This is a genomic window from Variovorax nivicola (assembly GCF_051216475.1).
Lineage (GTDB): Bacteria > Pseudomonadota > Gammaproteobacteria > Burkholderiales > Burkholderiaceae_C > Variovorax.
The window spans coordinates 18,660-32,141 of the sequence record NZ_JBPJZK010000009.1; the positions used below are offsets into that span (position 1 = coordinate 18,660).

Annotated in this window: 8 protein-coding genes; 3 read left to right on the forward strand and 5 right to left on the reverse strand. The window is 60.9% G+C overall.

From position 1 onward, the window contains the following. Positions 1-101: 101 nt before the first annotated feature. Positions 102-3,848, reverse strand: a complete 3,747-nt coding sequence (locus tag ACSFBF_RS28480) for a glycosyltransferase (RefSeq protein ID WP_435472855.1) — start codon at positions 3,846-3,848, stop codon at positions 102-104. Beyond that, on the reverse strand, positions 3,848-5,167 hold the full coding sequence (locus ACSFBF_RS28485; protein WP_435472857.1) for an FkbM family methyltransferase: 1,320 nt from the start codon (positions 5,165-5,167) through the stop codon (positions 3,848-3,850). Before ACSFBF_RS28485 ends, ACSFBF_RS28480 begins: the two co-directional genes overlap by 1 nt. A 163-nt stretch (positions 5,168-5,330) precedes the next feature. Between ACSFBF_RS28485 and ACSFBF_RS28490 the strand changes: the two genes are divergently transcribed. Further along, entirely contained in the window at positions 5,331-7,490 is a 2,160-nt protein-coding gene (locus ACSFBF_RS28490) for a glycosyltransferase family 4 protein (protein ID WP_435472859.1), read from the forward strand. 6 nt (positions 7,491-7,496) lie between these two features. Here ACSFBF_RS28490 and ACSFBF_RS28495 read toward each other — a convergent pair whose 3' ends face one another. From ACSFBF_RS28495 to ACSFBF_RS28505, 3 genes are read right to left on the reverse strand one after another with little or no spacing between them, the layout of a single operon-like run. Continuing rightward, positions 7,497-8,198, reverse strand: a complete 702-nt coding sequence (locus ACSFBF_RS28495) for an ABC transporter ATP-binding protein (protein WP_435472861.1) — start codon at positions 8,196-8,198, stop codon at positions 7,497-7,499. A gap of 3 nt (positions 8,199-8,201) precedes the next feature. After that, entirely contained in the window at positions 8,202-8,969 is a 768-nt protein-coding gene (locus ACSFBF_RS28500; RefSeq protein WP_435472863.1) for an ABC transporter permease, read from the reverse strand. 32 nt (positions 8,970-9,001) lie between these two features. Further along, on the reverse strand, positions 9,002-10,420 hold the full coding sequence (locus tag ACSFBF_RS28505) for a mannose-1-phosphate guanylyltransferase/mannose-6-phosphate isomerase (protein WP_435472865.1): 1,419 nt from the start codon (positions 10,418-10,420) through the stop codon (positions 9,002-9,004). A 215-nt stretch (positions 10,421-10,635) separates the two neighbouring features. Here ACSFBF_RS28505 and ACSFBF_RS28510 point away from each other — a divergent pair, with 215 nt between their 5' ends. Together ACSFBF_RS28510 and ACSFBF_RS28515 are read left to right on the forward strand one after the other, a co-directional pair. After that, entirely contained in the window at positions 10,636-12,498 is a 1,863-nt protein-coding gene (locus ACSFBF_RS28510; RefSeq protein WP_435472867.1) for a glycosyltransferase family 2 protein, read from the forward strand. Beyond that, entirely contained in the window at positions 12,498-13,481 is a 984-nt protein-coding gene (locus tag ACSFBF_RS28515) for a glycosyltransferase family 2 protein (RefSeq protein ID WP_435472869.1), read from the forward strand. The genes ACSFBF_RS28510 and ACSFBF_RS28515 overlap by 1 nt, the downstream gene beginning before the upstream one ends. Position 13,482 lies beyond the last annotated feature (1 nt).

Here is a 13,482-nt window from a genome sequence, read left to right on the forward strand (position 1 = left end):
TCTTTTCTAACTGAATAACTGGGTTGTGCATGAGCATGCTCGGGCGACATCTTTTGAAATGCTGACTTGAGCTCTGCGCAATACACCTCTGATTGAGACCGCTACGGCGCGGTCCCGGAGCAAGACTGGTCGAAAAGTGCAGCCTTGAACTGTTCTGCACTCTGTTGCCAAGTCAAGAATGGCATTGTCTCCGAGCGCGGATGCTGGTCCGTCCTGAAGAGTTCGAGCCATCGTACGACCGCTGCGGCGATGTCTTCGCCTTTCATGCCTTCGAAATAGAGTGCATGGTCTGTCGCGACCTCCCTGAGCACGGGCAAATCCCTCGCGAGGATCGGCAACTTGTGGATGGCGGCCTCGATCAACGGCAGCCCGAAACCTTCGCCCTCGGAGGCCAGGATCAGGCATGCGCTATCGTCGTAGAGCCGCTCCAGGTATTCGTCGCTGATCCCTTCGAGCCAGAACAGCCGTCGGCCCCGCTGCGGGTGTCGTTGCAGCCGCTCGATGACTTCCTCGACCATCCAGCCTGTCTTGCCTACAACCACGAGATTGACGTTGATGCCGTTGCGCCAGAGCTGTTCGAACGCATCGAGCGTTTGTGCATGCCCCTTGCGAGGCTCGACTGTGCCGACCATCAGGAAGGCCGGCGCGGCCGCGATCTGGGCCAGCGTTGACTTGGCAGCGAGCGGCAGACCGTTCGTCGGCATCGAGTACGAAATGTCCGCGCCCAAGTGGAAAGCACGCACCTTGAGACCTGCCCCGATACGTTCGGGCGCGTTCTCGGAAGCCCATGCCGTGAACTCGTCCGCGACTGCGTTGGAGATCGCAAGAACACCATCGCTCTCGGCGATCACCTTCAACCAACGCTCGTGCACAGCCTTTGCGTCCTGGAAAAATCGATGACTCAACAAGACCGGCAACAGGTCGTACACCACGAATTCGACACGGACTCCTTGTTGCCTCAGCGCCTTGTAGAAATCGGCTTGCTCCGGGACGATGTGTGGTTGCAGATCCAAGCCTACAAAGATGTCGCCATCTCGCGCGTCGATAGGCGCGTCATCGAGGCCCTGCGGCGAGCAACCGAGAAAACGCAATGAGAATTTCCGTGCGTAGTTGTATCCTGGTTCGCCCTTCAAGGCGTAGACCGGTTCTATCCGGTAGCCCTCCGGCGGGCTGTCGAATAACGATCGGAGCAATGACCTCACCAGCCGTTGAATGCCGCTTTGCCAGTCGTGTTGCACCAACTCCGACACATCGACAAAGAATTGGCGCTTCGCGGCCGGCATCGGCAGGGCCCGTGCAATGCTCCGTGCGGCCTTGGCCAAGCTTTCATCGGACAACGAAGCATCCGCTCCGATCGATCTGATCAGGCCCGCGCGCGTGTACTCAGCGCGCGATGCAAACAGCTCAATTGCATGGGCGTACTGCCGAGCACAATCGGCCGGCGCATGCGTCGTGCTGATCAACTGCTGGCCCTTCTCTCCAAGAGAGCGCGCAATTTTTGGGGATTGACGCAGAGCTTCCAGTGCCTTGATCAGCTCTTCGTCGCTGAACTCTTCGGGCAGCATCACAACCGCGTCGGATGGCAGGTATGCCATCGACCCGTTAGCGTTGACCACCGTGGCAACACCTCGCCCCAATGCATCCAGGACAGCGGCCGAGGTTTCTCCGCGTGACAGCGTTCGCAGTTGAACCGCGACATCCGTGGCGCTCAGATAGCGTTGAAATGTTGCGGAATCGACCCAGCCAGTAATGTCTACCTGCGCGGCTTGATCGCGGCGGGAAACGACCTGTTGCAGTTGCACCCCATAACTTCCCTTGTCGTTCTCTCCGACAAACACGAGACGGCATTTGGGATCTGTGGCCAGGGACGACTGCAGCCACGCATCGAGCAAGCGGTGGTTCAATTTGGTTGGACCGAGCAGACCAAATGCGCAAACCAGGAACTGGTCGTCATTCAAGCCCAGCTCCTTGCGTGCGCGATGTCTTGCTTCGTCTATCGACTCGGGCATTACGCGCAGCAGCGGAATCAGTGTCCAGTTGTCCGTGCTCCTGCCGCCGAACCATTGTCTTGCAAGCTCCAGCGAGTAGGGCGAATGAACGATGACACCGGACGCGAGCCGCAGTACGTCGAAGTTGCAAGGGTATTTGAATATCACGTCAGCCGTATCTACCGCCTTTGCACGCTCGGCAACGGCGTGATACCCGTGCGACTCATAGAGTGCGCGCGTCCATGCAAAAGGTTCACCACCAGCGTTCTCTCTGTGTGCCTGGATTCCGCTCAGATAAAAATCGTGGAGGACAACGGTCCCGGGGATTTCTTCCAGCAACGAAAACATGTGCTGATGAAACTCGGAGTTTCCGAAGTGATAGAGGACTCGATCAAAAGCGGATGCGTTGTTCTGGAACCACTCGATGCTGCGTAACGGAAACGACTCGCTCAGTTCGCGCTTGTCGATCGCCTTGAGCTCTGTAATCAGTTCGATGTCGTAGAACTTCGCGAGCTCCGGCAACAACTCGGCGCTGTAGTTCGCAATGCCGCTGCGTTCGGGCGGCAAGGGCGACACATAGGCCAAGCGGGGACGTGTCGCACCGGTTGATGGAGCAGTCGCTGCGCCGGAACTTGCCGTGGACGTCGAGTCGTGCAGCTGTTCGAAGGCCTGTAGCGCGCGTCGTGCCGATTCATCCCACGAGAACTTCTTGCTTTGTTGCGCGCCATGCTCGACGAGGACACGCCGAAAAGCGTCGTCGCCGAGCGCTTGCGACATCTTCGCGGCGATGGACTTGTCGTCCCGCGGATTGAACATCGCGTCTTCCCGCCCAATGACTTCGGGCAGGCTCGACGTGTTGGCTCCGATCACGGGAGCGCCGCACAGCATCGCCTCCAGTGCCGGCAGGCCAAACCCTTCATGCCACGATGGGAAAACGAACAGCGCACACAGGTTGTAGAGATCGACCAGGTCTTCTTCCGGCACAAACCCCGTGACCGCGACATCTCCCTCGGCCAACCCTTGCTGGCGGGCCAACGCCACCAGTGCTTCGCGGTCTTCTGATCGCGCCGAGCACACCACCGCGAGTTGGTGTCCAGAGCGCATTTCAGGAGGTAGCAGCGCGAACGCCCGGATCAGCCCATCGATGTTCTTGCGGTGGTCGATGCCTCCGGTATACATCACAAACGGCTTATGCAGGCGGTACTGGGCGCGCAGTGCACGTGCGCGCTCGGGAGCGATGTCGAGCTTCCTGAAATGATCGCCCGCGGCCGTCGACACGTTGACGCAGCGCGCTGCATCCAGGCCCAGGTGAGAAAGGCCTTCTTGTCTCGATGACTCCGATATGGCGAGCCAGAGGTTCGCCTTGCGCATCGTCTCCACCTTGCCCATGTACCAGTCGCGCATGACCGGGTTGTCGAGGTAGGGGTGTGGGTTGATCAGCGGAATGAGGTCGTAGAGCGTGACGGCCGTGGGGGTGCGTGCGAAGCGGCCCACGCTGGTGACCGTCGCGTCCCCCAAGCCTTCGAACAGGCTCGACACGTGCACCGCGTCGGGCCGCAGGCTGGCCAGGAATGCCTCGTAGAGCTTTTCGTCTGCCCGCACGTCGCTCGGTGCCCGGGCTCCGGCACCGGACTGCGCGGCGGGGTACCAAACTTTGATATTCGCTGGGTCGATCAGCCCTCTGAAGGCGGTTCTGATATCGTTCGCCGCGTCGGGGAAGCGCCCGTTCAACGCCAGCCAAAGCTCGTGCTTTCCCGCGCGCTGCGCCATCGACTGCGCCAGAGACAAAGAGTAGCGTCCGATACCGCGGTGTCTGTTGCCGGTAGATTGGGCACCCTGAAGGTCAATGACAATCCGCATCAGGTGCGCCCCGATCGATGCTGACTTTGACGCAGTTGCCGGTAAACCAGGGCGGTATCGGGGGACATGGACAGAGGTTTCTCCAGGGCGTTCTGCGGTGCGCAAGCGGGTGGGGGGGAGAGCATCGTTTGCAGGCGGCGTCTCAACGGCGGGACGCAACTCAAGGCAAATACGGCCGTTCGCTTCAGCGTCGGGTGGTGACCTACGGTGATCGCCGCTACACGAAGGGCGACCTTGACGCGACGTTTGATTCCACTCGTGATGCGGCCCTCCATCGCTGCGGAAGCCAGTCGTCGCATTGGTGTATTCGTTGCCTGTAGTGCGCGCGTTTCTGCATCAACTGCGCGTGCTTCTGCGCCAAGTGCCCGCTCGTTGGCGTGATTGGCACTTGCCTCGGCGATGGCGGCGCGTGCCTCGGCCTCAACAGTGCGCATCGCGACCTGATGCGCTCGGTTCTTTGCATCATCAAGTGCGGTTCGTACGCTGTTCAGTTCGGCTCGGGTTGTGAGTTCGATCTGGACCCGCTCGGCGCGTTCGGCCTCGAGTTGAGCTGTGCAGGCTCGCAGCGCCTCCTGATGGCGTGCGATAAGACCGTTGCACCAAGTTCCCGAGTACCCGCTGAGTTCGGCATAGTCGAAAACGTTGGGCGGAATCCGCAAGGCCGGCAGAAGATCCGCATGTTCGGCCGCTACATAGAAACGATTGAGCCCATCGAAGTATGCGAATTGGTAGCTGGCGTCGACCAGAATACGTTCGGCGCCGTCGTAGTGGAGTTCGGTCGACATCGGCACGGTGGCCTCGATCACGATGATCCAGGGCCGCAGCGTCTTGCTGTCCCAACCTCGAAGCACCTCTTCCTCCAGTCCCTCGACGTCGATCTTCAGCCAATGCACAGGGCGGCCGTCCAGCGATGCCAAGGCGGTCTTCATCGGCAGCATGGGCGTCGGTACGGTCTTGTATGCAAAGCCATGTTCGGCTTGATGGATGTCGGCATAGGCCTTCACACCCGTACTGAGACCCGTATCCTCGATCACGTGGAGTTCAAGGATGCCCGCCGCGTCAGAAAGCGCAACCTGCAGAACGACTTCGTCGGGCCTGTCCCGTCTCAGCAATTCTGCATAGTACGGAACAGGTTCGACATGCACGCCGCGCCACCCCTGCTCGTAGAACGCCTTGCTGACGGAGTCCACCACGGGGTGCTGGGCACCGATGTCGACGTAGACGCCCGCAGGTACGTGCTTCAGCGCCCGCCAGAGCATTACGTCCTCGAAGTTCTGTGCGTACGAAGTAAAAACCTTGGAACTGTTGTTTTGAGTCATGTGCGACTTGCGGCTGAGCCGGTGGTCCTCCCAGGGAAATGCATGCTTTCACGCATACCGCCATTTTACGAGGCGGAAACAGGTGATCATTAGCATGATGACCGCACTCGAATAAGACCCGCCATGATGAAGTTACGTTTGTTAGCGAAATTACCGCGCCGCCATGCGAAGGCTTGATGTGCTGCGCCGAGCCGCGCGCAAGGTTCCCAAGGCCGCTTACTGGCTGATGACGCCTTGGCGCATGCCGGAACGACTGCAGTTTCTTCGGGAACGCGCTATCCGTGAGGCAAGAGCGCAGTCTCTGAAGCTGTTGTTTGATGAGGAGCACTCACGCCAAGAGGCTCTGCAACAGGAAGGAGGGGGGACTTTCGTTGCCGCCCTCGATCTTTATAGTGCCGACGACGTCCTCGAAGCTGCGGGTTTGCCTCGAGACAAGGTTTTCTGGCCGCAGACGAACGCCCGGTCGGTCGTAGATCGAGAGAGTGCGGCACGCTTCTTGATGGATACGCTACGTCAGCGAGGGGAGCTTCGTAATCGTTTTCCCTACGTGTTCTCCGCTCCAGGCGGAAATGGCTTTGCCGAATGGCTGCACAGTCGCGACGGACAACAGGCCCTGGAGTTGACGTCCGAGAGCGTGCTGCATCTGGTTGCACTTCTTTCGGAGGACTTTGCAGAGCGGGCGAGGCAATTTTTTCTGGCGAACGACGATGTTCGAGCGGTCTTGCCACACGGACTGATGCCGTCGGGCCGACGCGGTCTTTTCCGGTGGTTCATGCAGCACGGACTGGAAACCGGTGACTTGGCGCTCGAAGAAGTTTGGTGGCTGTTCCTGCAAGCGCAGGAGAACCCGCAAGCCGAGTTGGTGCGGGCTTTTCTGTTTACACCGGAATGGCAGCAACGTTTCCCTGACGCACTGACGGTTTTTGGCTGGACCCGATTCTCGGACTGGGTTGCGAATACCTATGGCGCTGACCGATTACCATCGGGTTCGACCGAGATTTCTGGGTTTCCGGAGCCAGCACTGCAAGTGCGTATGGGGTACTTGGCGCGAGCTGCATGGCAGCGTGCGCACCCCGATGCATTTTCAAGTATCGCTGCCGCTCGCGCGTTACTCGCATGGCTTGGATCCGGCGCAGAGGCATCAATTGCGCCGGAGGCGTGCGCATGGTGTGCCGGGCTTGATATTGACGCACTGGCCCCCGAATTGCTCAACGGTGGAGTCAATGTCATTGGCCATTTCTGCTATCCCTCGGGGTTGCGCGTTTCTGTGGAGGCCATGATCGAGGCGTTGGGACTCGCGGGCATTCGGACGTCGTTGCGCGATGTCAGGACGGATGTGCGAGATGACCCTCGCCACGTACGTTTCGATGGCCTTGAATCCAGCGATATCACAATCATCCACGTGCAGCCCGAGCCTTTCTTTGCAAGAGCTTACGCCAGGGCAGACTTGGCTGAGCGTGCGCCACGTACCTATCGCATCGCATATTGGTACTGGGAGTTCGATTCGATCCCTCAGTCTTGGTGTGCCTACGCAGATCAAGTCGACGAGGTTTGGACGGCCACTGAGTTCATCGCAAGCGGTCTGCGTGAGCGCTTGTCCGTGCCGGTGCGCACGCTCTTTCCGGGCGTGACTTTGGCCCCTTTTCAGGTCCGTAATCGCGCGTACTTCAACCTGGATGCGAACCGCTTCACTTTCCTCTTCACTTTTCACATGGTGAGCGTGATGGAGCGCAAGAACCCGCTCGGACTCATTCGCGCATTCAAGATGGCGTTTCGTGGCGACGAGTCAGTGACGCTGGTGTTGAAGACATCGTTCGGGGATCGGTACCCGGTCCAGTTTCAGGAACTGTGCGATGCGGCGGCCGATTTCCCAACGATCAAGATCATTGATCAGGTGTTCAGTTCCGACGAGGTACTTTCTCTGATGAATGCGTGCGACGCGTATGTCTCGCTCCATCGCAGCGAAGGACTTGGGTTGACCATGGCTGAAGCGATGCTGATGGGAAAGCCCGTGATTGCAACGGCCTTCTCGGGAAACATGGATTTCATGAACGACGAGAACAGTCTTCTGGTGCCCTACGAGCGGGTGAAGGTCGGCAGGCCTATCCCACCGTACGACGCCGATTTGGAGTGGGCTGAACCTTCGGTCGAGCATGCGGCCCAGTTGATGCGTCGCTTGTACGAGGATCAGCAATGGGCGCGCGAGATGGGCGCTCGCGGCAAGCAAAGCGCTGAAGTCAATCTATCACTCGGCGCGGCGGGGCGCCGCATTGCCGAACGCCTCGATGAAATCGAGACGCTTCGACGGCGCGCGCCGCGCTAGCGTCAGCTAGCGTTCGACGATCCGCCCATGCTCGAGGTGGATCACCCGGTTGCACTCCTTGGCGATCAGGTCTGGCGAGTGCGAGGCGAGCACCAGAATGCCGGATTTAGCCACCACGTCTTTCATCCGTTTCTCCGCCTTTTCTGTAAAGGCGGCGTCCCCGACCGACAGCCATTCGTCCATCAGCAGGATGTCGGCCTCGACGCTGGTCGAGATTGAGAACGCGAGCCGCATCAGCATCCCGGTCGAATAGGTGCGCACCGGCATGTTCACGTATTCGCCTAGGCCGCTGAATTCGCAGATGTCGGGCGTGAGGCGGTCAATGTCTTTCTTGCTCATGCCCATCACGAGGCCGCGAAGCATGATGTTCTCGACGCCCGTCGCATCCATTTCGATACCTAGCGAAGGGTCGATCAGGCTAGCCACCGATCCCTGACGCGCGAACTCGCCTGATGACGGCTCGTAAACGCCGGCAAGTGTGCGCAGCAATGTCGACTTGCCTGCGCCGTTGTGACCAACCAGTCCGAGCCGGTCTCCGCTCTTCAATTCAAGATTGATGCCGCTGAGCGCCTGCACCACGGTCACGCCGGTTTCCTTACCGAAGCGTCCACCGGTCACGGAGGCTGCGAGCGTCTTCTTGAGTGAATTGGCTCCAGCGCCGTAAATTGGAAAGTTGACGGCGACGTTTTTAAGTGAGATGAATGCCATGGATCAGAGCCAGTAGACGACGCGACGGCGGTACTTCGAGAACAGCAGGGTCGCTGCGGCAAGGCACAGGACTGTCCAGAACAGGATGCCCAGCCAACTGTGGACGTGTGCCACCCCCCCCATTAATGGGGTCCGAAGCAAGTCCAGCATCTGCGCAAACGGGTTCCAAAGCACGTATTTGGCACGTCCGGGAAGGCTTTCGGGCAGCCAAAACACCGGCGTGAGGAACATCAGCATTTGCATCACGCTGGTGACGATCTGCGTGACGTCGCGATAACGCGTGCAGATTAGGCCAAGCAATAATCCCAGCGCGTGCGCATTGATGATCAGGATGACAAACGCCGGCACGACAAGCAACACTGACCAAGACAGCGAGATACCGGCCCAGATTGCCACTGGAATGTAGAGCACGATCTGGTGTGCAAACTGGATCAGGTTGCGCGCCAGGCCGCGCCAGACGAACAGGCTGATCGGGAAATAGCCCTGCTTGAGGTAGTTCGACGATCCGACGAAGGCATTACATGCATCAGTCACGATGCTGGAGAAAAAGCCCCAGAAGATGATGCCCAGCGCCAGGTGCGGAAAGAACCGGGAAAGCTCGGTGCCGAACAGCGAGCTGTACAGCGGCCCCATGCCGCCGATCATCACGCCCATGCTCAGGGTGAGCCACATCGGGCCGAGCATGGAGCGGCGATAGCGCAGGACGATGTCAAACCAGGCGAGGGTCCACCAGATGTCAGTGCGGCGGGTGCCTTGCCACCAGTCGGACAAGGCGCTTCGGTGAAGATTGGAATGGACTTGACTCATGTACGGCCGTAAGTGTCTGCGAGGCGGACGATGTCGTCTTCGCCCAGGTAACCGCCGCACTGGACCTCGATGAGCACCAGCTCCTCGTCGCCAATATTGGTCAGGCGGTGTTTTTCCTTCAAGGGAATGTAGCGATACTGGCCCGGAAGCGTCTCATGCTCGGTCTCTCCGATCTGCACGATGGCGCGGCCCTGTACGACCACCCAATGCTCTGCGCGCTGGTGATGGTATTGCAGGGACAGCGCTTCGCCAGGTCTGACGGTGATGCGCTTGACCTTGTAGCCTTCTTCCTCTTTAAGCGAGGCGTAAGTGCCCCACGGACGGTGGACCACCGGCGGCAGGTGCACTGTGTCGTGCTTGCGTGCCTTGAGCACGTCGACGACCTTTTTCACCTTTTGCGCACTGTCCTTGTGAAGCACCAGCAGCGCATCGGGCGTGTCGACGATCACGAGGTCATGAACGCCAACGGTGGCAACGACTTTGGGGCCATAACTTTCGACCTGCACGTGCGTGCCCGTCGTGTCGAGGGCGACGACATCGTCGGGAAGCGTGTTACCGCTGGCGTCAGGCGTCAGAGCGTTGGACACCGCGGGCCATGAACCCACGTCGCTCCAGCTGAACTTGGCGGGCACCACGTGGACATTCGAGGCGTGCTCCAGCACCGCGTAATCGATGCTGATGTCCGGTTGCAAGCCGAATGCATGCAGATCGAAGTTGATGGATGCACCGGAGGTCTTGGCGGTTTCGAGCGCACGCCTTGCTGCTCTGATCACGTCCGGGGCGTGCTTCTCGAGCGCCGCGATGATGGTGTCGGCAGTGAACGCGAACATGCCGCTGTTCCAGTAGTACCGGCCGGTGGCCAGATACTTCTGCGCCGTCTGGAGGTCGGGCTTCTCGACGAAGCGCTTGACCTCCTGGCTCTCGCGCGAGACATGTTCGACCTCGATATAGCCGAAGCCCGTGTCGGGGCTCGTTGGGCTCACGCCGAAAACCACGAGATTGCCTTCCTGGGCAAGGCGGAACGCTTCTGTTGCACTGGCGACGAAAGCGTGCACGTCCGGCACGAGGTGATCTGCAGAAAGGACGAGCATCACGGTGTCGCCGCTGAACTGGCGCGCACATTGAAGCGCTGCCAGCGCGATGGCCGGACCGGTGTTGCGCCCCTTGGGCTCGAGGAGAAAGGTCGTGGTTGGCGGGTCACTCATCTGCCCGAGCACGTCCTTCGTGAGGAACAGGTGGTCCTTGTTGGTCACAACCATCAGGTCGCCGGTCCCGCAGGCCTGTCCACGTTCGACAGCCTGTTGGAGCAGCGTGGAGTCGCCGATTTTCATGAATGGCTTGGGAAAAGCCTGACGCGAAGCAGGCCAGAGCCTGGAGCCGGCGCCTCCCGAGAGCACCACAGAGAGTAGCCTCATTGTTTTCCTTTAGCTTTTTAACCGATCAATTTTACGGGCAGCCCTCCGACGGCCGGCGTAGGAGTGAAACGGCTACCGCCATCCTTTGTGGCGGCTGGTTGCGAAGATAATCCCCTCCCGCAAGGCCAGCGACGCCATGTTTCGGCATCGCCCTGTCTATTTCAGGTATTTCCTCACAAGCTCCGCCTCATCCGCCTCGCGGGTGCGCAATTTCTATGAAATCTGTCTATCGATTCATCCTCGGCCTGGCCGGACTCTGGCAAGGACCCGGAATGATGGGGCGCGTGCAGCGGGCATGGCGAATGTTCAAGAAGTCGGGTTGGGCGGGCATTCGCTGGGAACTGGGCCGGCGATTCGGCGGCTACAACGACTATACGAAGTGGGTGCAGCGCTACGACACGCTCACGCCCGAATTGCGCGATCGCATCGTCCAGCGCGTTGCGGCCATGAGCGACCGGCCACTGATCTCGGTCGTGATGCCCACCTACAACCCCAATCCGGCTTGGCTGCGCGAGGCCATCGAGTCGGTGCGCAGCCAGATCTATCCGAATTGGGAGCTCTGTATCGCCGACGACGCGTCGCCGTCGGCCGAGGTGCGCGAGATCCTCAAGTCGTACAGCGAGAGCGACCCGCGAATCAAGGTCGTGTTTCGCCCGAAAAACGGCCATATCTCAGCCGCTTCCAACAGCGCGCTGGAACTGGTCTCGGGCGACTGGGTGGCACTGATGGACCACGACGACCTCTTGCCTGCCCATGCGCTCTTCTGGGTGGCCGATTGCATCGCTGCTCATCCTGACGTGAAGCTGATCTATTCCGACGAGGACAAGGTCGACGAAGGCGGCCACCGGTTCGGCCCTTACTTCAAGTCGGACTGGAACGTCGATCTCTTCCGGTCGCAGAACATGTTCAGCCACCTGGGCGTGCTCTCGACCGAACTGATGCGTTCAGTCGAAGGCTTCCGCGTCGGCATGGAGGGCTCGCAGGACTGGGACCTGGTGCTGCGCTGCATGGAGCGCATCGAGCCCGGTCAGATTCGGCACATCCCGCGCGTGCTGTACCACTGGCGCGTGCACGTCGAGAGCACGGCCCGTTCGATGAGCGCCAAGCCCTATGCGGCCCTTGCAGGCGAGCGCGCACTGAACGAGCATTTCGTGCGCACCGGCGTGCGCGCCACGGCCGAACACCTCGATTTCGGGTACCGCGTGCATTACGCCTTGCCCGATGTCTTACCGTTGGTTTCCGTGATCATTCCAACGCGCAACGCCTTGCAACTGACGCGGCAATGCGTCGAATCGATCCTGGAGAAAACCAGCTATTCGAACTACGAAATCATCATCGTCGACAACGGATCCGACGATCCGGACACGTTGGCCTGGTTCAAGCGCGTTGCCGCGGAGACGCCGAATGTCCGCGTGCTGCGCGACGACCGCGATTTCAACTACGCGGCACTGAACAACGGCGCGGTTGCCGCGGCCAACGGCGAACTGGTGGCGCTGGTCAACAACGACATCGAAGTCATCACGCCGGACTGGCTCAGCGAAATGGTGAGCCTTGCGGTGCAGCCGGGCGTGGGCGCCGTGGGTGCGCGGCTGTGGTTTCCCAACAAGACCCTGCAGCACGCCGGTGTGATCCTGGGCGTGGGGGGCATCGCCGCGCATTCGCATCGCCGCATGCCGATGGGCCGTGAAGGCTATGCGGGCCGCGCGGCGTTGATCCAGACGCTCTCCGCGGTCACCGCGGCCTGCCTCGTGATTCAGAAGCATCATTACCTCGAAGTCGGCGGCCTCGACGAGGTGAACCTGAAGGAATCCTTCAACGACATCGACTTCTGCCTCCGGCTACGCGAAGCGGGCCTGCGCAACGTCTGGACGCCTTACGCGGAACTGTTCCACTACGAGTCCGCGACCCGTGCCAAGGATGTCTCGCCGCAGAAGCAGGCACAGTTCCAGGACGAAGCCGCCTACATGCACAAACGCTGGGGCACCATCATCCAGAACGACCCGGCTTACAGCCCCAACCTCATGCTGGCCCGCGAAGACTTCAGCTACGCCTGGCCGCCCCGCCTGCCTCCGGTCTGATGGCTCTCGACGTTTCCGTCGCGCTCTGCACCCGCAACGGCGCGCGCTATCTCCCCGAACAGGTCCGAAGCATCTGCACGCAGACGCCGTTGCCGCGGGAGATCGTGCTGTCCGACGACGGCTCGACCGACGACACCCTGACCGTCGTGCGCGACACCCTCGCGCAGTGCGGCGTGGCGGACCGGGTCGCGCTGCGCGTGTTCAGCAACACGCCGCCACTGGGCGTCACGCGCAACTTCGAGCAGGCCGCGCGTGCCTGCAGCCATGACCTCATCGCCCTGTGCGACCAGGACGATGTCTGGCACACGGGCCGGCTCGCGCGCATGGTGGCGCAGTTCGAGGCGCGCCCCGACCTGCTGCTGCTGCACACCGACGCACGCCTCGTCGATGCCGAACTGAAACCCCTGGGCTCCACGCTCTTCCACGCGCTCGAAGTGCAGCCCGCCGAACTGGCAGCCATCGCTAGCGGTGAGGCCTTCGGAGTCCTGCTGCGGCGCAACCTCGTGACGGGCGCCACCACGATGTTCCGCAAGACCCTGCTCGACGCGGCGTTGCCGTTCGCGCCGGAATGGGTGCACGACGAGTGGCTGGCCGCCGTGGCGGCAGCCATCGGCCGCATGGACGTGCTGCCCGAGCCGACCATCGACTACCGCCAGCACGCCAGCAATCAGATCGGCGCACGGCGGCTCACGCTGTCAGAGAAGATGGCCAAGGCTTTTGCTGAGCGCGGCGACAAGCACGTGGCGCGGCTGCGCCGGGCTGAGGCACTGCTACAGCGCTTGCAGCAGCTGGGCGCCCAGGTGCCGGCCAGCTACCTGGAGGCACAGCGAGCCAAGGTCGCGCATCAGCGGTTCCGGGCGGAGCTTCCGGCGGCGCGCCCACTGCGTCTGCTGCCGATCCTGATCGAGGCGGCTCGCGGCCGCTATGCGCGCTTCGGCCGCGGCGGACACGCCATCGTGCAAGACTTGCTCGAACGCGGCTGAC

Bases quoted from the DNA above. Each gene is read 5' to 3' on its own strand.
- ACSFBF_RS28480 (WP_435472855.1), bottom strand. From the start codon at position 3,848: ATGCGGATTGTCATTGACCTTCAGGGTGCCCAATCTACCGGCAACAGA.
- ACSFBF_RS28485 (WP_435472857.1), bottom strand. From the start codon at position 5,167: ATGACTCAAAACAACAGTTCCAAGGTTTTTACTTCGTACGCACAGAAC.
- ACSFBF_RS28490 (WP_435472859.1), top strand. From the start codon at position 5,331: ATGCGAAGGCTTGATGTGCTGCGCCGAGCCGCGCGCAAGGTTCCCAAG.
- ACSFBF_RS28495 (WP_435472861.1), bottom strand. From the start codon at position 8,198: ATGGCATTCATCTCACTTAAAAACGTCGCCGTCAACTTTCCAATTTAC.
- ACSFBF_RS28505 (WP_435472865.1), bottom strand. From the start codon at position 10,420: ATGAGGCTACTCTCTGTGGTGCTCTCGGGAGGCGCCGGCTCCAGGCTC.
- ACSFBF_RS28510 (WP_435472867.1), top strand. From the start codon at position 10,636: ATGAAATCTGTCTATCGATTCATCCTCGGCCTGGCCGGACTCTGGCAA.
- ACSFBF_RS28515 (WP_435472869.1), top strand. From the start codon at position 12,498: ATGGCTCTCGACGTTTCCGTCGCGCTCTGCACCCGCAACGGCGCGCGC.